The 17,152-nt window shown below is 71.3% G+C and carries 18 protein-coding genes; 8 read left to right on the forward strand and 10 right to left on the reverse strand.

Translation table 11 applies throughout. The features are described from left to right. Window positions 1-60: 60 nt before the first annotated feature. The 4 genes from ABEA24_RS03830 to ABEA24_RS03840 form a co-directional block, all read right to left on the reverse strand. Window positions 61-1,092 (reverse strand): 2-oxoacid:ferredoxin oxidoreductase subunit beta, encoded by a 1,032-nt coding sequence (locus ABEA24_RS03830; protein WP_345429201.1) that lies wholly within the window; start codon window positions 1,090-1,092, stop codon window positions 61-63. Next, the gene (locus ABEA24_RS03835) at window positions 1,089-2,927 is read right to left on the reverse strand and encodes a 2-oxoacid:acceptor oxidoreductase subunit alpha (protein ID WP_345429202.1); all 1,839 of its coding nucleotides are present in this window, start codon (window positions 2,925-2,927) and stop codon (window positions 1,089-1,091) included. Before ABEA24_RS03835 ends, ABEA24_RS03830 begins: the two co-directional genes overlap by 4 nt. Window positions 2,928-3,181: 254 nt before the next feature. Further along, complete coding sequence (locus ABEA24_RS53405) at window positions 3,182-3,322, reverse strand: putative leader peptide (protein WP_425551135.1); 141 nt, start codon at window positions 3,320-3,322, stop codon at window positions 3,182-3,184. 178 nt (window positions 3,323-3,500) lie between these two features. After that, window positions 3,501-5,033 carry a hypothetical protein gene (locus ABEA24_RS03840; protein WP_345429203.1) on the reverse strand — a complete coding sequence of 511 codons (1,533 nt, stop codon included), beginning with the start codon at window positions 5,031-5,033 and terminating at the stop codon, window positions 3,501-3,503. A gap of 1,320 nt (window positions 5,034-6,353) precedes the next feature. On the opposite strand from ABEA24_RS03840, the gene ABEA24_RS53410 reads away from it, so the two are divergent. Beyond that, on the forward strand, window positions 6,354-6,743 hold the full coding sequence (locus ABEA24_RS53410; RefSeq protein WP_425551136.1) for an endonuclease domain-containing protein: 390 nt from the start codon (window positions 6,354-6,356) through the stop codon (window positions 6,741-6,743). Between the two features lie 122 nt (window positions 6,744-6,865). Continuing rightward, complete coding sequence (locus ABEA24_RS53415) at window positions 6,866-7,210, forward strand: NADH-quinone oxidoreductase subunit A (RefSeq protein WP_425551149.1); 345 nt, start codon at window positions 6,866-6,868, stop codon at window positions 7,208-7,210. Window positions 7,211-7,248: 38 nt separating this feature from the next. Here the strand turns inward: ABEA24_RS53415 and ABEA24_RS03850 are convergent, their stop codons facing one another. Continuing rightward, window positions 7,249-7,869, reverse strand: coding sequence for a Uma2 family endonuclease (locus ABEA24_RS03850; RefSeq protein ID WP_345429205.1), 621 nt, complete (start codon window positions 7,867-7,869; stop codon window positions 7,249-7,251). Window positions 7,870-8,048: 179 nt separating this feature from the next. On the opposite strand from ABEA24_RS03850, the gene ABEA24_RS53420 reads away from it, so the two are divergent. From ABEA24_RS53420 to nuoH, 3 genes are read left to right on the forward strand one after another with little or no spacing between them, the layout of a single operon-like run. Next, window positions 8,049-9,404: an NADH-quinone oxidoreductase subunit B gene (locus ABEA24_RS53420; RefSeq protein WP_425551137.1), complete on the forward strand. Its 1,356-nt coding sequence runs from the start codon at window positions 8,049-8,051 to the stop codon at window positions 9,402-9,404. Next, complete coding sequence (locus ABEA24_RS03860; protein WP_345429206.1) at window positions 9,394-10,068, forward strand: NADH-quinone oxidoreductase subunit C; 675 nt, start codon at window positions 9,394-9,396, stop codon at window positions 10,066-10,068. The genes ABEA24_RS53420 and ABEA24_RS03860 overlap by 11 nt, the downstream gene beginning before the upstream one ends. Beyond that, window positions 10,061-11,026, forward strand: coding sequence for an NADH-quinone oxidoreductase subunit NuoH (gene nuoH, locus ABEA24_RS03865; protein ID WP_345429207.1), 966 nt, complete (start codon window positions 10,061-10,063; stop codon window positions 11,024-11,026). Before ABEA24_RS03860 ends, nuoH begins: the two co-directional genes overlap by 8 nt. A 199-nt stretch (window positions 11,027-11,225) precedes the next feature. On the opposite strand, the gene ABEA24_RS03870 is transcribed toward nuoH, so the two are convergent. Beyond that, window positions 11,226-11,657, reverse strand: a complete 432-nt coding sequence (locus ABEA24_RS03870) for a hypothetical protein (protein ID WP_345429208.1) — start codon at window positions 11,655-11,657, stop codon at window positions 11,226-11,228. Between the two features lie 197 nt (window positions 11,658-11,854). On the opposite strand from ABEA24_RS03870, the gene ABEA24_RS03875 reads away from it, so the two are divergent. The 3 genes from ABEA24_RS03875 to ABEA24_RS03885 all read left to right on the forward strand — a co-directional run bounded on the left by ABEA24_RS03875 (window position 11,855) and on the right by ABEA24_RS03885 (window position 13,752). Continuing rightward, window positions 11,855-12,145, forward strand: a complete 291-nt coding sequence (locus tag ABEA24_RS03875; RefSeq protein ID WP_345429209.1) for a hypothetical protein — start codon at window positions 11,855-11,857, stop codon at window positions 12,143-12,145. A 189-nt stretch (window positions 12,146-12,334) separates the two neighbouring features. Then, a complete protein-coding gene (locus ABEA24_RS03880; protein WP_345429210.1) occupies window positions 12,335-13,171 on the forward strand; it encodes an alpha/beta fold hydrolase in 837 nt (278 codons plus the stop codon). A 14-nt stretch (window positions 13,172-13,185) separates the two neighbouring features. Then, window positions 13,186-13,752 carry a TetR/AcrR family transcriptional regulator gene (locus ABEA24_RS03885; protein ID WP_345429211.1) on the forward strand — a complete coding sequence of 189 codons (567 nt, stop codon included), beginning with the start codon at window positions 13,186-13,188 and terminating at the stop codon, window positions 13,750-13,752. A gap of 32 nt (window positions 13,753-13,784) precedes the next feature. Here the strand turns inward: ABEA24_RS03885 and ABEA24_RS03890 are convergent, their stop codons facing one another. The 4 genes from ABEA24_RS03890 to ABEA24_RS03905 are packed head-to-tail and all read right to left on the reverse strand — an operon-like array spanning window position 13,785 to window position 17,063. After that, entirely contained in the window at window positions 13,785-14,423 is a 639-nt protein-coding gene (locus ABEA24_RS03890) for a response regulator transcription factor (RefSeq protein ID WP_345429212.1), read from the reverse strand. 9 nt (window positions 14,424-14,432) lie between these two features. Then, a complete protein-coding gene (locus ABEA24_RS03895) occupies window positions 14,433-15,815 on the reverse strand; it encodes a sensor histidine kinase (protein ID WP_345429213.1) in 1,383 nt (460 codons plus the stop codon). Continuing rightward, window positions 15,803-16,324, reverse strand: a complete 522-nt coding sequence (locus ABEA24_RS03900; protein WP_345429214.1) for a hypothetical protein — start codon at window positions 16,322-16,324, stop codon at window positions 15,803-15,805. Before ABEA24_RS03900 ends, ABEA24_RS03895 begins: the two co-directional genes overlap by 13 nt. A gap of 52 nt (window positions 16,325-16,376) precedes the next feature. Next, window positions 16,377-17,063: a ComEA family DNA-binding protein gene (locus ABEA24_RS03905; protein WP_345429215.1), complete on the reverse strand. Its 687-nt coding sequence runs from the start codon at window positions 17,061-17,063 to the stop codon at window positions 16,377-16,379. Window positions 17,064-17,152 lie beyond the last annotated feature (89 nt).

A 17,152-nucleotide genomic window follows, 5' to 3' on the forward strand; every position in this document is an offset into this window, starting at 1 on the left:
TGGTCTCCAGCCCCCTGTCGGGGCCCCAGCCTCTAGCTCGCTTGTCGGCTCGCCGTGGGGTCAGTCGATGCGCCAGGTGTCCCCGCTGCCGAGCAGGGCGGCCAGGTCGCCCGCGCCCTGCTGGGCGACGGCCTCGTCGATCTGGGTGCGCATCAGCTCGTCGTACGACGGGCGCTCCACCTGCCGGAAGATCCCGATCGGCGTGTGCTCGAACGTCGGCGAGTCCAGCCGCGACAGTGCGAACGCGAGCGACGGATCGGGGTTCTTGGCGTCGTGCACGATGACGTCCGGGGAGTCCGCCGGCACGACCTCCAGCGAACCGGATGCCGACCGGCGCAGCGCCTTCTCACGGTCGGCGCCGAACACGATCGGCTCACCGTGTTCCAGCCGGACCGTCACGTCGTCACGGGTCTCCGGGTCCTTCAGCGGCAAGAACGCGTCATCGTTGAAGATGTTGCAGTTCTGGTAGATCTCCACCAGCGCCGTGCCGTTGTGCTGGGCGGCCTCCCGCAGCACCGACTGCAGGTGCTTGCGGTCGGAGTCGATCGTCCGCGCCACGAACGACGCCTCCGCGCCGATGGCGAGGGAGATCGGGTTGAACGGGGAGTCCAGTGACCCCAGCGGCGTCGACTTGGTGATCTTCCCGACCTCGGACGTCGGGGAGTACTGGCCCTTGGTCAGCCCGTAGATCCGGTTGTTGAACAGCAGGATCTTCAGGTTGACGTTGCGGCGCAGCGCGTGGATCAGGTGGTTGCCGCCGATCGACAGCGCGTCGCCGTCACCGGTCACCACCCACACCGACAGGTCCGGGCGCGAGGACGCCAGCCCGGTCGCGATCGCCGGGGCGCGCCCGTGGATCGAGTGGAACCCGTAGGTGTTCATGTAGTACGGGAACCGCGACGAGCAGCCGATGCCCGACACGAAGACCACGTTCTCCCGCTTCAGGCCGAGCTCCGGCAGGAAGCCCTGCACCGCGGCGAGGATCGCGTAGTCACCGCACCCGGGGCACCAGCGGACCTCCTGGTCGGTCTTGAAGTCCTTCGCGGTCTGCCGCTCGGGGTCCTTCGGAACGAGGGCGAGAGGGTCGCTCATGAGTTGATCACATCCCGGATGACGTTCGCGAGCTCTTCGGCCTTGAAGGGCAGTCCGCGGACGCGGTTGTAGCCGATCACGTCGACGAGGTAGCGACCGCGCAGGATCAGCGCGAGCTGGCCCAGGTTGATCTCCGGCACGACCACCTTGTCGTACGAGCGCAGCACCTCTTCGAGGTTGGCCGGGAACGGGTTCAGGTGGCGCAGGTGCGCCTGTGCGACCTGCTCACCGGAGTTGCGGATGCGGCGCACCGCCGCGGTGATCGCGCCGTACGTGCCGCCCCAGCCGAGCACGAGCACGCTCGCCTCGCCCGACGGGTCGTCCACGGCCAGCGGCGCGATGTCGCGGGCGATGCCGTCGATCTTCGCCTGGCGCAGCCGCACCATCAGGTCGTGGTTGTTCGGGTCGTAGGAGATGTTGCCGCTGCCGTCGGCCTTCTCGATGCCGCCGATGCGGTGCTCCAGCCCCGCCGTGCCCGGTACGGCCCACGGCCGCGCCAGGGTGTCCGGGTCGCGCTTGAACGGCTGGAACTCCTCCTCGCTCGCCTGCGCGAACGCCGGCTCGATCTCCGGCAGCGAGTCGACGTCGGGCACCTGCCACGGCTCGGAGCCGTTCGCGAGGTAACCGTCGGACAGCACGATCACCGGCGTGCGGTACTTCACCGCGATCCGCGCCGCCTCGATGGCGGCCGCGAAGCAGTCCGACGGCGTGCTCGGCGCCACCACCGGCACCGGCGCCTCGCCGTTGCGGCCGTACAGCGCCTGCAGCAGGTCGGCCTGCTCGGTCTTGGTCGGCATGCCCGTCGACGGGCCCGCCCGCTGCACGTCGATGACGACCAGCGGCAGCTCCGTCGAGACGCCCAGGCCCACCGTCTCGCTCTTCAGCGAGATGCCCGGACCGGACGTGGTCGTCACGCCGAGCGCACCGCCGAACGACGCGCCGAGCGCGGCGCCCACCGCCGCGATCTCGTCCTCGGCCTGGAAGGTGCGCACGCCGAACCGCTTGTGCTTGGACAGCTCGTGCAGGATGTCGGAGGCCGGCGTGATCGGGTACGACCCGAGGAACAGCGGCAGTCCGGACCGCACACTCGCGGCGATCAGCCCGTACGCCAGGGCCATGTTGCCGGAGATGTTGCGGTACAGCCCCGGCGGCAGCGGCGCCGGCTTCACCTCGTACGACACCGAGAACGACTCGGTCGTCTCGCCGTAGCTCCAGCCCGCCTGGAAGGCCGCGATGTTGGCCTTCATGATCTCTGGCTTCTTGGCGAACTTCACCTCGAGGAACCGGACCGTCGCCTCGGTCGGCCGGTGGTACAGCCAGGACAGCAGACCGAGCGCGAACATGTTCTTCGCCCGCTCCGCGTCCTTCTTGGAGATGTCGAAGTCCTCGAGCGCCTTCACCGTCATCGACGTCAGCGGCAGCGAGTGCACGCGATACTCGTCGAGCGAGCCGTCCTCGATCGGGTTCGTGGCGTACCCGACCTTGGCCAGGGCGCGCTTGGTGAACTCGTCGGTGTTCACGATGAGGTCCGCGCCGCGCGGCAGGTCGCCGACGTTGGCCTTCAGCGCCGCGGGGTTCATCGCGACGAGGACGTTCGGCGCGTCACCCGGCGTGAGGATGTCGTGGTCGGCGAAGTGCAGCTGGAAGCTGGACACGCCGGGGAGCGTGCCGGCCGGCGCACGGATCTCGGCGGGGAAGTTGGGCAGTGTTGACAGGTCATTGCCGAAGGCGGCCGTCTCCTGAGTGAAGCGGTCGCCGGTCAGCTGCATGCCGTCACCGGAGTCACCGGCGAAACGGATGATGACGCGGTCGAGTTGCCGGACCTGTTTGGTCACAGAGCAGGACCTCCTCGACGCGCGGCACTCGGGCGGAGGGAGGCATCCGCGTCCGACGTGCCACTTAGGCTTACCTTCATGCTACGTCCCGGATCACGTGGATATTTCAACATCGCCGCTAAGGGCATGCTTGTGAGATGCGTCGCAGCGCCGAGAAATTCGCCCCGCCGGCACCCCCGACCGTAGTGATTTCCCAGGCCAGGGCATAGCCATGCATGCGAAGGCGCCTCGGCGCGCCGCGAGAGGCGGCCGGATCAGGCCGCCGGTCCCGAACACAGGGCGCTCGCCGACCGGCAGAGGTCGACGTGCAGTCGCGCGAAGAGCAGGAGTCGGGACACCCGCCGAACTATAGGCCCTCGCCCTGGGCATCCCCCGAAGCGGGGCGGCCACGGCATGTCACCGCCCCCAGCACACGGACCCGATTCAGCCGGTCTGCCCCTGCCCGGGCCCGGTTCAGGCGGCCTGCCTCTGCCCGGGCCCGGTTCAGGCCGTTGGGCCCTGCGCGGGCCCGGTTCAGGCGGTCTGCCTCCGCGTGGGCTCGGTTCAGCCGGTCTTCCTCTGCCCGGGCCCGGTTCAGCCGGTGCGCTGCTCCTGCGCCAGCTTGCCCAGCAGTCCGTTCACGTCGGCCGAGGAGTTGACGGCCGCGTCGAACGTCGCCTTCGCGTGGACGGTGAACCGCCCGTTGTGCGACCGGTACCAGGACGACCAATCCCCGCCGCTCGTCCGGCAGGAGAGGCTCGTCTGACGATCCACGCTCGTCGACCCCGCGTCCGTGCACGTCGACACCGTCCCGCCGGACCCGCTGAACGCCACCTTCATCGTGACGTGGACGGATCCCGAGGAGCCGCTCACCGTCGTCGCCCGGACGTCGGCCCGCACCGTACAGCCCGACTCGCCGCAGCTGCCGAACTTCACCTTGCTGACCGGCAGCACGGTCAGATCGGGATCGTAGGCGTTCGCCAGGCCCTGCACGTCGCTGCGGAGCGCCGTGAACACCGTGGTGACCGAGCCGGCCGGCAACGCGGTGACGTCGAACCCGTACCGCTCCGAACCCGAGTAGCCCTCGACCCGGAGCAGACGACGCGGCTCGCTCTTGGTGATGTAGTACGTCCGCGGGCCGATCCTCATCTTGATCGCCTTGATGCCGTTGACCCTCGTCCGTACGGCGAGCGGGTCGTTCACCGCCCCCCGGAGCGCGGACGCGAGCCGCGCCGACGACAGATCGGTCAGGTTCAGCCTGGCGAGATCGTCAGGAGCCTTCGTCCACTTGCCGTCCGCCTTGCCGGCCCGTTCGGCGGACAGCCCGCCCTGGGCGGTCCAGAAGCTCCGGTCCGCCCTGAGGTAGGTCGTCCCGTCGACGTCGAGCCGCGTGACCTGCGACCCGCCCGCCGTGTAGGTGCCACGCGCACTCCCCGCCTTCGTGACGCTGAACGTCGACTGCCCGCCGTCGTACGTCCCCGTGAGCGTCACCCCGGACGCCTGGCCGAGCGCCTGGCCGGCCTTGTTCGCGGCCTTGCCCGAGGTCGTCTTCGGGTCGTCATCCGGTCCGCTCAGCGCCACGACGCCGATGACCGCCAGCAGGACCAGCAGCACACCGCCGCCGGCCAGTACCGCGATCAGCGGGCCCTTCGACTTCTTCGCCGGCTGCGGCCCGAACCCGTACGGCTGCGGAGGGACGCCCCAAGGCTGCCCCCCACCCCAGCCAGGCGGCCCGGCCGGTTGCCCCGCGTACGGTCCGGCTCCGGCAGGGCTCCCCGGGTAGGGCGTCGTCGGCCCGCCGGTTCCTTCCGCGTACAGCCCGGGCCCGCCGGGCCCCTCCGCGTATGGCCCAGGTCCGCCAGGTCCCTCCGCGTACGGTCCCTGCGCAGCGGTTCCCTCCGCGTACGGCCCGGGTCCACCGGGGCTGCCCGGGTACGGAGACGGCCCGCCGGGTCCCTCGGGGTACGGCCCGTAGCCGCCCGGTGCGCCGGGCGAGCCGACAGGGCCCGGCGCACCGGGAAATGCCGACCCTTCGGGCGGTTGCTGACCCTGGCCTCCGCTCGGCGGCTCGGGCGGCAGCCACGCCGTCCCGTACAGGGCGTCCTGCTGAGCAGACGCCGGCGGCATGGGGGATTCCGGACGGCCTGGCCAGACCCCGGTCTCAGCGGGCGTCGCCGACGGCCCGACCTGCCCGGCCTCGCCCTGCCACACGCCGGTCTCAGCAGGCGCCGCCGATGGCCTGTCCTGTCCGACCTGCTCGTCCTGTCCGGCCTTTCCGGGCCACACATCGGTCTCACCGGGCGCCGCCGATGGCCCGGCCGGTCCGTTCTGGCGCGGCGGCTCGGCCGGTTCAGGGGAACCCTGCGCATCAGCCGATGCTCCGACCTCTGCCGCTCCCTCTGGCCGTGCCGCCCCTCCGGGCTGCGTTGGGGCTCCGGCATGCGCCGGTCCTCCGGGCTGTGGCGGGGGCTTCGGGGAGTCGGGCCGGTCGGGGGTCGATCCTCCCTCTTGCGGGGACGACTCGCGGAGCTCGGGCGGTGTGCCCTGCGCCGAACCTTCGGCCTGCGCGGGCGGTTTCGCGGCCTCCGCTCCTTCCGGCGGTCCGGCGGGCGCGGCCGCGTCCGGTCGATCCGGCTGTTCCGGTTCCGGCTGTTCGGGCGACGGCCCCTGAACGCCGTCTCGATCCGTGCTCAATGAAGTCCCCTGTATCCGTTCGTCGCCGTGACCCTATGTTTGTGCTGATCGTCGGACAAGGCGGGGAAGCGGTTCTGTTACCCGCTCGATGCCCGTACGCCCGTGTCGGGCCTCTGGCAGCCCTCGGCCGCTGTCGGGCGTGTCGTCGACGAGGCGGGGCCGATGTCCCGGTGCTCTTACCGTCCGGCCGTTCTCCCGATGGTTATCCACAGGCTGTGGAGAAGAGTGGTGCGGGACGCGCGGCTGCTGAAGGCTCTTGACGTATGGATCCGGTGACCTTCATCTCCCGAAACGGCGGCGCCGTCACGCTCGCCCAGCTGATCGGCCAGGTCGGCCGTCGGCCGCTGGGCCGTGCCCTCGCCGAGGGGTGGCTGGTCCGTCCGTTCTGGGGCACCTTCGCCTTACCCGGCACGCCGCGCGCCGTGGCGGCCGCGGTCCGGTACGGCGGCGTCGTGTCGCATGGCTCGGCCGCGCTGCTGTGGGGATGCCGGATGCTCCGGTCGCCGGACGTCTGCCACGTGACGGTGCCGGCCACGAGCCGGAAGCGGGCGACCGACCCCGGCGTCCGGCTGCACTACGCCGATCTGCCGCCGGACGACCTACGGGGCAGCGAATGGTCGCTGACCTCGCTCGCCCGTACGGTCGTGGACTGCGCGCGCACGCTTCCGCTCGGGGAGGCCGTGGTGGTCGGCGACTCCGCGCTGCGTCGCGGTCCGGTGCGCGTCGCCGGGGCGTGCGACGAGGTCGGCGCCGATGAGTTGTCCCGCCGGGCCGACGCCCTGCGCGGGCCCGAGGCGCAGCGGATTCGCCGTGCCCTGCGGCTCCTGGACCCGCGGGCCGAGTCGGTGCTGGAGTCGCTGTTCGGGGTTCCCGGCACCGGCGACGCAGGTGCGGCTCCTCGGCGGGGAGCTCCAAGTCGACTTCTACTGGCCGTCGGCCCACGTGGTGGTCGAGGTGGAGGGGTACGAGACGCATTCCGGCCGGTCGGCGTGGCTCGAGGACTGCCGCCGCCACAACCGGCTGGTGGTCAACCGCTATCGGTCACTGCGTTTCACCTGGGAGGACGTCCTTTACGGCCGGGACTACGTCGTGGAGACACTGCGCGTCGCGCTCGCGCAGGCCGGCGCACCGAAGGCTCGGTGAACGTCATCGGCATGCGCCTTCGCCGTCCCCCTGGTGTGGCTCGCCGGCCCGCCGACGGTCGTGGAGTGGCCGCCGATCGGATTACGCTGATCCCCATGCACGGCTATTACGGGAACTACCTGATGGTCGTCGTACTGTTCGTGATCGGCGGTGCGATCGTGGGCGGCGCGCTCCTGGCCAACCGGGCATTGCGCCCGCATCGGCCGACCCCGGAGAAGCTCACGACGTACGAGTGCGGCGTCGACCCCGTCGGCGAGGGATGGGCGCAGTCGTACGTCCGCTACTACGTCTTCGCCTACCTGTACGTCGTGTTCGCGGTCGACGCGGTCTTCCTCTTCCCCTGGGCGACGGTCTTCTCCGCCAAGGGGTACGGCTACGTCACGCTCGGCGAGATGTTCGTCTTCCTCGCCTTCATCGCCGCCGGTCTGGCCTACGCCTGGAAGAAGGGCGTCCTGAGCTGGGTCTGACCCGCCGCGCCCGCTGTTCCGGGAGGCAGGATCGCCGCTCAGTCGTCTTGAGGCAGCAGGTCCGCCGGGTCGAACTCCAGGGGATACGGCACCGTGACCCGGCCCTTCCTCCCCGCGGCCAGGCGTTCGGCGAGTCGGTACGAGCCGCTTTCCTCATCGAGTTCATGAACGAGCACGACGGGAGGCTGCTCGCCGGGCAGCAACTCGCGGAACCTCATCGGTTCGACCCGCCAGAAGTAGGGGATGCCCGCCCCGGCGTAGATGGCGGGTTTGAACTTCCGGTCGGCGCCGGTGCTCCCTGGGGAGACGACCTCCACGACCGCCAGGACGTCCTCGGCCTCGAGGAATCCCCGATCCCCGAGTTTCACGCCGGGCCGGATGACGACGATGTCCGGCACGAAGGCCGTCGCATCGCTCTTCAGCCGTACGGTCACGTCGGTGAAGACCTTCGTCTTCGGAGGCGCGCTGACCTTGAGGCGCAGCCGTAGTTCATCCCGGACGGCCTGGTGCCTGATCGCCGGCCACGGGCTCACGAGGAGCGTCCCTTCGAGGACCTCGTAGCGGACCTTGTCCTCAGGCATCTGGAACAGGTGATGGATCGTGAACGGCTCTCCCTCGCTGGGGAGGTACCGCGGCGGGAGGGGCTGTTCGGGTGCCACTTCGGCCACCACTCGTCGTCACCGTCCTCGCTCGACATGGAGATCAATGTACGCAGAGTGATTGAGTGACTACAGAATCGGCTGCGCACTGTGACCGACCTGTGACAAGTGTGCCCCATGGCTTCGGTCCTCATCCACCTTGGCGTGAGCGCGGTTCGCGGACGCGTAAGAATGGGGGCATGGGTGCCGTCGATCTCCCCGAGCCGCGTATCGGGCCCGCCTCCCGGCTTGCCCCGAAGCCGATCAAGTTCGTGCTCAACTGGGGGCGGCGGTACTCCCTGTGGGTGTTCAACTTCGGGCTCGCGTGCTGCGCGATCGAGTTCATCGCGACGTCGATGTCGCGGCACGACTTCATCCGGCTCGGCGTCATCCCCTTCGCGCCCGGGCCCCGGCAGGCCGACCTGATGGTGGTCTCCGGCACGGTCAGCGACAAGATGGCGCCCGCCGTGAAACGGCTCTACGAGCAGATGCCCGAGCCGAAGTACGTCATCTCCTTCGGCGCCTGCTCCAACTGCGGCGGGCCGTACTGGGACTCCTACTGCGTGACGAAGGGCGTCGATCAGATCATCCCGGTCGACGTGTACGTTCCGGGCTGCCCGCCGCGGCCGGAGGCCCTCCTGCACGGGATCCTCAAACTGCAGGAGAAGATCGCCGCGGAGTCCCTCGGCGAGCGGTACACCGGGACGGCAGAGGCGGTCGCGCCGCCCCCGCCGGTCGTACGGAAGCCGCCGACGCCGGCGGTGCTCCGCCGTCCGCTCGTGCTGCCGCCCGTGCCCGAGCCCGAGGAGATCGAGGCGGCCGAGCAGCCGACGCAGAAGCTGACCGCCCTGGGCGATGAGGTCGGGTCGACCGGCACGCAGGAGCTGCCACCGGCCGTGCCTTCGCCCGGCCGGCCGTCCACGCCCGATGCGGACGGGGCATCGGCCAGCGCCGAGACGCAGGACGTCCCCTTCCCGGACGTCCCCGTGCCCGGCGAACCGGTCTCTCCGGCCGCCGAGACGCAAGAGATTCCGGTGCCGGAGCCGCCCGCCGAGGACACGAAGAGCACCCAGGATCTGACCCCGGTGGAGGACACGGAGACGACGCGAGATCTTCCTCCGGCGGAGGAGGTTCGCCGGGCCGTCGAGGATTCCCAGCCGACGGAGGTGCTGCGGCCGGTCGAGGACGCGGGGAGGACCCAGAAGCCTCCGCCGCCGTCGGAGACCGGTCCGGCCGCCGACGAGGAACGGACGGAGACCCTCCCGTCGGTGGAGGAGGTTCGCCGGGCCGCCGGGGATACGGGCGCAGAGGAGCCGACCGAGAAGCTTCCTTCGGTGGAGGAGGTTCGCAAGGCGGCCGAGGAGAAGGGCGCGGCGAAGCCGGCCGAGGCGCGGCCGCCCGCCGAGGCGGAGGACGAGCGGCCACGGCAAGCCGGCACGGCGGCGCAGCAGAGGGCGCGGTGGTTGAGCCGCCGGTTGCGGCGATTCGCCGAGCCGCCGCCCGTGGGCGGCGACACCGATCACACCATCATTCCGGGGCTGAGCGATGACGATTGAGCTGGCGGTGGCGTGGACGCGCCGGTTCGGGGACGACGTGCGCAGCGAGGACGCCTTCGGCATGCTGACCGTCGACGTGCCGCCGGAGCTGTGGGAGGAGGCGCTGACGTTCGCGCGGGACGACCTCGGCTGCGGCTTCTTCGACTGGCTGACCGCCGTCGACGAGCTGGAGCGCGGGTTTGCGATCGTCGCGCACGTCCACTCTCTGGAGCAGGGACACCATCTGCTGGTCCGGACGATCGTGCCGCGTGAGGATCCACGGTTGGTGACCGCGATCGCGGTCTACCGTGGCGCGAACTGGCACGAGCGGGAGACGCATGAGATGTTCGGCGTGATCTTCGACGGGCATCCGGATTTGAAGCCGCTCCTGCTCCCGGACGGGTTCGAGGGGCATCCGCTGCGCAAGGAGTTCGTGCTGGCCGCGCGGGTGGCCAAACCCTGGCCGGGGGCCAAGGAACCGGGGGAGTCCGGGCACGGCGCGCCGAGCCGCCGCCGCATGCTGCCGCCCGGAGTGCCGCAGGACTGGGGCCCCGCAGCCCGCCAGAGTCCCCCCGCGGACGAGCGCCGGAGCCCGCGCCGCGGCGCGTCGACGGGCGAGGCCCCCGCGGAACAGCCCGCACGCCGGCGAGCGCGCGGCATTGACCCGGAGGGCGGCGATGTCTGACGTTCTGGTGGTCGTCGTCAAGCTGCTGCTGGTGGTCGGCGCGTTCGCCGTGCTGCCGCTGCTGGTCGGGCAGGCCGAGCACAAGGTCATGGCCCACATGCAGGGGCGCCTGGGCCCGATGTACGCCGGGGCGTTCCACGGCTGGGCGCAACTGGTCGCGGACGGGGTGAAGTTCGCCCAGAAGGAGGACGTGATCCCGGCCGCCGCCGACCGGCGGATCTTCCAGCTCGCGCCGGCGGTCGCGCTGATCCCGTACCTCGTCGTGCTGGTCGTGATCCCGGTGGGGCCGGGCGGTCAGGTCGCCGTCTCGATGGATCCGGGGCTGTTCTTCGCGCTGGCGATGATCGGCGTGGGCGTGCTCGGCGCGATCATGGCCGGCTGGGCGAGCGCGAACAAGTACAGCCTGCTCGGCGGCATGCGGGTCGCGGCGCAGCTGCTCTCGTACGAACTGCCGATGGTGCTGGCGGCGTCGTCGGTGGCGATGGCGGCAGGCAGCCTGAACCTCTCCACGATCGTCGATCAGTGGCGGTGGTGGTGGCTGCCCTGGCAGGTGATCGGCGGGGTGGTCTTCTTCGTCGCGGGCCTGGCCGAGCTGCGCCGCCCGCCGTTCGACATGCCGGTCGCCGACTCCGAGATCATCTTCGGCCCGTACACCGAGTACGCCGGGCTGCGGTTCGCCCTGTTCCTGCTGGCGGAGTACGCCGGGATCGTGGTGCTGTCCGCGCTGACGACCGTGCTCTTCCTGGGCGGTTGGAAGGGGCCGGTGCTCGATGAGCAGTTCGGCTGGCTCTGGACGCTGATCAAGGTGTTCGCGCTGTCGTTCGTCGTGATCTGGCTCCGGGTGAGCTATCCGCGGCTGCGCGAGGACCAGCTGCAGAAGCTCGCCTGGGCGGGCCTGGTGCCGCTCGCCCTCGTACAGCTCGCCCTCACCGGCGTCATCAAGATCGCCATCGGCTGAGCCGTGTCCGTGCGGTGACGGTTGCCGGGTCGTGGACCGTCATCGCGCCCTTCGCGCTCAGCCTGCACGACACGCTCAGTGCCGCGAAGGCGGGGCGATGCTCTCGGGGTCGGCGCGCTTCTGAGAGTCCGCCCCCGGGGCGGGATGGCGCGTCACGGCCGGGCCGTCGAGTGCCGGCTCGACGGCCCGGCGCCGCCGCTCAGCCGCGCGGTGCAGGGACGATCTGCTCGAACCACGTCAGGATTCCCGGCAGTGCCAAGCGGATCGAGGCGTTGTGGTCGACGTTCGCGCCCAGGTCGATCACGTTCGCGCCGCCGAGTCGCGCACCGCAGTTCCGGGCGTTCTGGATCGGCACGTTCACATCGCCGCTTCCGGCGTAGAGCCGGACCGGGATGCGCGGCCGCCACGAGCACGTGCCGTCGCTCTCCCGCATCGCCCGCAGCAGCGCGCCGCTCGGCTGCCGGGCCCAGTTGCCGAACGCGGGCGTCAGCAGCTGCCGAGGGTCGGCGGGCAGCGCGCCGACGATCGCCTGTTCGTCGTGCCGACCGTCGAACAGGCCCTCCACCACTCCGGCGTACGGCTCCTGGAACGCTTCCGCGGGCCGGTCGTACAGGTGGTAGATCCGGTTCATCGCGGTGATCCAGTACGCGAAGTAGAAGACGCACCGCCCTCACCGCCGCGCTGGGGGAGAGCACCGGGACGACCAGCTACCACCTGCGGAAGCTTGCCGAGCTGAACCTCATCGAGGAGGTCGCGGAGAAGTCTCGCGGCCGAGAGCGGTGGTGGCGGCCGCTGCCGTTCAGCCACCAGACGCCCGATCCCGCGACGATGACGCCGGCCGAGTACGCCGCCGCCGAGAACTTCGCCAGGCTGAAGCTCGCCGCCGACACAGAGCTCTACATACGTGCGCTGAAGGAGTACGCCGGGCCGGAGGGCTGGGCCCAGGTCCAGCGGCACAATGACGCCTACCTCGGGAAAGAGGACCTCCACGCCTTCATGCGCGACTACCTCGCACTGGTCGAGCGCTACTCACGAACGCGGGCGGACGCCCCTGAGGAAGCTCGCCGGATCGCCTTCCGCTTTTTCTGCGTCCCCGACGATCCGTCCGCCACGGAGTGACGGGGTCGGACAGAGGAGAGCAGTTGCCCCCGTGCGGAGGGTGCCGACCCGACCGGGCCTACGCCCGGTCGGACGGTCGCTCGTGAACCACCGCCTGCACCCCGGCCCGGCCTCGATCACGGAGGACTTGACGGCTATGGCTAATCGGATTAGCTTTATAGCTATCAAGATTAGCCAAGGGAGATGGCAATGACCGAGTTCCTGAGCATCGACGGCGGACGGATCGCCTACGACGTGACCGGTGAGGGCCCGCTGGTCGTGCTCTCGCCCGGCATGGGGAACCTGCGCAGCGCCTACAGCGCCCTGGCCCAGCGGCTCGTCGCGGCCGGGTTCCGGGTGGCGACCACGGACCTGCGCGGGCACGGCGAGTCCAGCACGGGCTGGGCGTCCTACACCCGCACGGACACGGCCGGCGACCTGCTGGCGCTGATCCGCCACCTGGGCGGCCCGGCCGTCGTCGTGGGGCACTCCTTCTCCGGCGGGTCCGCCACGATCGCGGCGGCCCAGGAGCCCGAGCTCGTCAGCGCCATCGTCGAGATCGACCCGTTCACCCGGGCGCAGAAGCTCGACTTCGGCGGCTTCCTGACGAACGGCCGGTACCGCAAGGGCCTGAGCCTGCTCATGAGGACGGCGATGACCGGCAGCGTGAAGCGGTGGGCCCGCTACCTCGACCACGCCTTCCCCGGCACGAAGCCCGCCGACTTCGCCGAGCGCGTCGACGCGATCCGCGTCAACCTGAGCGAGGACGGCCGCATGGCCGCCATGCGGAAGATGGGCATGTCCAAGCCGGTCGACGCCGGCGCGCAGCTCCCGAACATCCGGTGCGCGGCACTGGTGATCATGGGCACGCTCGACCCCGACTGGGCCGACCCGAAGGCCGAGGCGGACGGCATCGTCGCCGAGATGCCCGCCGGGCGCGGCACCGTCGCGATGATCGAGGGCGCCGGGCACTACCCCCACACGCAGTTCCCCGAGGAGGTCGCCGCGGTGATGGTGCCGTTCCTCAAGGAGCACACGGCGGCGTGACCGGAGGAGGACCCATGCCACGGGGAAGACTCACCGCCGCCGACGTCGTCCGGGCCGGGGCCGAGCTGGCCGACGAAGTCGGATACCAGGACCTGGCGATGGGCGCGCTCGCCCAGCGGCTCGGCGTCCGCACCCCGTCCCTGTACAAGCACGTCGACGGCCTCGACGATCTGCGGCGCCAGATCGCCACCCTCGCGGTGACCGAACTCGGCGAGGCCGTCCGTGCCGCCATCCAGGGCAAGGCCGGCTCGGACGCGCTGGCCGCCTTCGCCCGGGCGTTCGCCACCTACGTCACCGCCCACCCGGGCCGCTACACCGCGACGATCGGGGCCGAGGTCTCCGGGCCCGGCGACGAGCTGTACGACGCGAGCGCCCGGGTCCTCGAGTCGATGGCCGCGATCCTGCGCGGCTACGGCGTCGAGGAGGGCGAGATGGTCCACGCGATCCGCACCCTGCGATGCCTCTTCCACGGGTTCGCCGCGCTCCAGTCCTCGAACGGCTTCCAGTGGAGTGACGACGCGGCCGAGAGTTTCGACTGGATGATCGACTTCGTCGACCGCGGCCTCCGGGGCGAGAGCTAGGGGGTGTCCGGTGGAGATCCACCGGACACCCCCTAAGACCTGAGGTAGTGGAGGACCGCCAGCACGCGGCGGTGATCGTCGCCGGACGGCGCCAGGCCGAGCTTGGTGAAGATGTTGGCGATGTGCTTCTCCACCGCCCGGTCGGAGACGACGAGGGTCTTGGCGATCGCCGCGTTCGCCCGGCCCTCGGCCATCAGGGCCAGCACCTCTCGCTCGCGCGGGGTCAGCGCGCCGACGCCATGGTGACGCGAGCCCAGCAGCTGCTTGACCACCTCCGGGTCCAGGGCGGTCCCGCCCGCGGCGACCCGCCGCAGCGCGTCGACGAAGTCGTCGAGGTCGGCGACGCGTTCCTTGAGCAGGTAACCGACGCCCGCGGGTGATCCGGCCAGCAGGTCGGCGGCGAACCGGGTCTCGACGTACTGGGAGAACAGCAGGAGCCCCACGCGTGGATGGTCACGGCGCAGGTCGAGCGCCGCACGCAGTCCCTCGTCCGTGTGCGTCGGCGGCATCCGGATGTCGATGACGGCGACGTCCGGGAGGTGCGCCGCGACCGCCTCCCGCAACGCCGCGGCGTCCGCCACCCCCGCGACCACCTCGTGTCCGCGCGTGGCCAGCAACTGGGCCAGCCCTTCCCGCAGGATGACGGCGTCGTCCGCGATCACAATGCGCACGGGCGGATCCTACGCGTGAGAGGGGAGTTCGACGGTGACGACCGTGGGCCCGCCGGCCGGGCTGACGACCTCCAGGAGGCCGTCGACCGGCCGGATCCGCTCGGCGAGCCCCGGCAGGCCCGACCCCGCGCCGACGATCGCGCCGCCCGAGCCGTCGTCCCACACGCGCAGCCGCAGACGATCGTCGCGCTGAACGACCTCGATCCTGGCCCGGCTCGCGCCGCTGTGCCTGATGACGTTGGTCAGCAGTTCGGCGGCGCAGAAGTACGCGATCGACTCGATCGCCGCCGTCGGCCGTACGGGGATGTCGGCGCGCAGCTCCACGGGCAGGCCGGCGCCCGCCGCGAGAGTGGCCAGGGCGGCGTCCAGTCCGCTGTCCAGGACCGGCGGGTGAATGCCGCGGACGAGTTCGCGCAGTTCGGTGATTGCCGCCTTTGCCGTCGACTGAGCGGCGGTGGCGAGCTCCCGGACCGGGCCGTCCGGCGCGGTCTCCCGCATCAGGGTGAGCTGCATGGTGAGCGCGACCAGACGCGCCTGCGCGCCGTCGTGCAGGTCCCGCTCGATACGGCGGAGTGTCGCGGCGGCGTCGTCGACCGCGCTCGCTCGGGTCTCCTCCAGGGTGCGGATGCGCTCAGCGGTTTCGGACGCGCCGAGCAGCCGCCGGATCAGCATCCGATCCAGCAGCACGACCGCCCGCACCGCCCACGGCGCGACGAACAGGAGGACGACGCCGGCGGCCGCGACGACCAGATTGCGCGGCCAGGTGTCGAAGTGGAGGCCGCCGACCGGGAGGCCGTTCCGGATCAGGCCGCGCTCGTCCTGGGCCGTCATGTCGTTCCAGCGGAACGCGCGCTGAATCGGGTAGGTCAGCGCGACGACGCTCCATCCCCAGGTGCAGAGGACGACGTAGAGGTACAGCGCGGCAAGGGGAAGCCGCAGGAGGAAGTAGGCCATCGCCCGCCAGCCGGCGGCGTCGCCGAGCGTGGTCTGGACCCGGCCGTAGAAGCCGGTGCCCGGTCGCGGCGACGCCGGCGGCCGTACGCGCTCCCCGAGGAGCCGCCCGGCGGACGCGCGGTACAGGCCGCCGAACCGCCGGGCGCCGGCCAGCGCCAGCGCGAGCAGGGGGATGCCGACGGCGGTGACGGCCAGGCCCGCGCCGAGCGCGAGCGTCGCCACCGCGTAGCAGAATCCGGGGACGGCCAGGGGGATGCTCGTGAGGGCGTACAGCAGCTCGGCCGCGGTCCGCCGGCCGAACGACGCCCGCAGCGCGCCCGCCACCCGGGAACCCGCCCGCGCTCGCCGCCCGAGGGCCGGGGCCGCGCCCGACTTCGCCGCCCGCGCTCGCCGGCCGAGGGCCGCCCGGGACGCCGCGCCCGGGCTCAGCCGTCGCATCGCCCCAGGATCCGGACGTGGAGCGCGTTCAGGCCGCGCAGGATCCACGGCATGAGGAACAGGAACGTCAACCCGCCGAAGACGGCGTGGAACGCCCACGCTCCGGCGAACGTGGGACCGCCCCACGCGTGCTCGTACGATCCGCCCATTCCGATCGCCCAACGTACCGGGTAGCCCAGGTTCATGGCCACGAGCAACCAGCCGTAAGCGGTGATCACAAGGCTGATGTAAGCGAGCGGCAGGGCCGCGATCCCCCGCAGGCGGGTGGCCCGCACCTCGCGGCCGAGGAGCGCGCCCGCCAGCCGGCGCTGCAGCCGCCCGCCGTCGGCGATCGCCAGCAGCGCGGCGACGGGTGACGCGAGGACGTAGCCGGTGCGCCGCCAGGGCTCGGCGGTGAACGGCGCCCGCCACCAGGCGGCGGTCAAGGATCGCGAGGTCAGCACGGTCATCGAGGTCTCCCCGGTCGAGCGGCGAAGTCGTGCCTCCATGCTCGCGACCGAGCGCCTCACGGCGCGATCGTGGCAGTACGGAAACCGGAGGGTTCGGTTTACCCCACCCCCCTCAATGGAGGAACAGGCCGTACTCGGCGATGTCGGGGACGATCCGGGGCGGCAGGTCGGCCTGCATCGCCAGTTCCTCGGCCGAGATGAACGCCCCGTGCTCGGCCCGGCAGCGGACGATCCGGTCGACGATCTCCGGCGTCACACCGGGCAGCATGCTCAGCGCCTGCGGCGGGGCGTGGTTCACGTCGATCAGCCCGCCGTCGTCGTACGCGCGCGGGCCCAGGTCGGGTCGGCCGATGCGCAGCTCGTGCGCCATGACGCGATCTTCCGTCGCGATCCGGCGGGCCTCCTCACGGAGCGTCCGCCGGTACCGCGCCGCCTCGACGACCCGGCGGTTCCGCTGGTCGCTGGGGTCGGCGGGCGGGTAGAGGCGCTGGCGGATACCAATGGCGTGCATCCCGCTGAAGATCCATGTGCCGAGCAGCAGGAGCAGGCCGAACGTGTGCGGCACGTCGCCCGGCGCGACCAGCGCCTCGTACGACGCCACCAGCGCGCCGGTGTACCCCGCCGCAGCCACCGCGAGCCCCGCCGACCGCCGCCGGACCGCGGCGTACAGGAACGAGACCGGCGAGCCGAGACCCACCGTGATCAGCGGCACCACCGCCCAGCCCATCCCGTCGGAGGGAGGCTTCGGCGGAAGCCGCGACGGCCGTCGTTCAGGCGGGGGCATCGGCGACCGCGTCATGGGCCGATGGTAAGCCGGGCGACCCTCGAAGTGCCTCACTCCACTGTGACGCGATAGGTATAACGTCGGTTTCAGAACCCGCTCTCTAT

It is taken from the genome of Actinoallomurus vinaceus (assembly GCF_039542055.1).
In the GTDB taxonomy this organism is placed as follows: Bacteria; Actinomycetota; Actinomycetes; order Streptosporangiales; family Streptosporangiaceae; genus Actinoallomurus; species Actinoallomurus vinaceus.

Excerpts from the sequence above, each read along its gene's own strand:
- ABEA24_RS03830 (WP_345429201.1), bottom strand. The coding sequence starts at position 1,092 with ATGAGCGACCCTCTCGCCCTCGTTCCGAAGGACCCCGAGCGGCAGACC.
- ABEA24_RS53405 (WP_425551135.1), bottom strand. The coding sequence starts at position 3,322 with ATGCCGTGGCCGCCCCGCTTCGGGGGATGCCCAGGGCGAGGGCCTATA.
- ABEA24_RS03840 (WP_345429203.1), bottom strand. The coding sequence starts at position 5,033 with ATGCCGCCGGCGTCTGCTCAGCAGGACGCCCTGTACGGGACGGCGTGG.
- ABEA24_RS53410 (WP_425551136.1), top strand. The coding sequence starts at position 6,354 with ATGAGTTGTCCCGCCGGGCCGACGCCCTGCGCGGGCCCGAGGCGCAGC.
- ABEA24_RS53415 (WP_425551149.1), top strand. The coding sequence starts at position 6,866 with ATGGTCGTCGTACTGTTCGTGATCGGCGGTGCGATCGTGGGCGGCGCG.
- ABEA24_RS53420 (WP_425551137.1), top strand. The coding sequence starts at position 8,049 with ATGGGTGCCGTCGATCTCCCCGAGCCGCGTATCGGGCCCGCCTCCCGG.
- ABEA24_RS03860 (WP_345429206.1), top strand. The coding sequence starts at position 9,394 with ATGACGATTGAGCTGGCGGTGGCGTGGACGCGCCGGTTCGGGGACGAC.
- nuoH (WP_345429207.1), top strand. The coding sequence starts at position 10,061 with ATGTCTGACGTTCTGGTGGTCGTCGTCAAGCTGCTGCTGGTGGTCGGC.
- ABEA24_RS03870 (WP_345429208.1), bottom strand. The coding sequence starts at position 11,657 with ATGAACCGGATCTACCACCTGTACGACCGGCCCGCGGAAGCGTTCCAG.
- ABEA24_RS03875 (WP_345429209.1), top strand. The coding sequence starts at position 11,855 with ATGACGCCGGCCGAGTACGCCGCCGCCGAGAACTTCGCCAGGCTGAAG.
- ABEA24_RS03880 (WP_345429210.1), top strand. The coding sequence starts at position 12,335 with ATGACCGAGTTCCTGAGCATCGACGGCGGACGGATCGCCTACGACGTG.
- ABEA24_RS03885 (WP_345429211.1), top strand. The coding sequence starts at position 13,186 with ATGCCACGGGGAAGACTCACCGCCGCCGACGTCGTCCGGGCCGGGGCC.
- ABEA24_RS03895 (WP_345429213.1), bottom strand. The coding sequence starts at position 15,815 with ATGCGACGGCTGAGCCCGGGCGCGGCGTCCCGGGCGGCCCTCGGCCGG.
- ABEA24_RS03905 (WP_345429215.1), bottom strand. The coding sequence starts at position 17,063 with ATGACGCGGTCGCCGATGCCCCCGCCTGAACGACGGCCGTCGCGGCTT.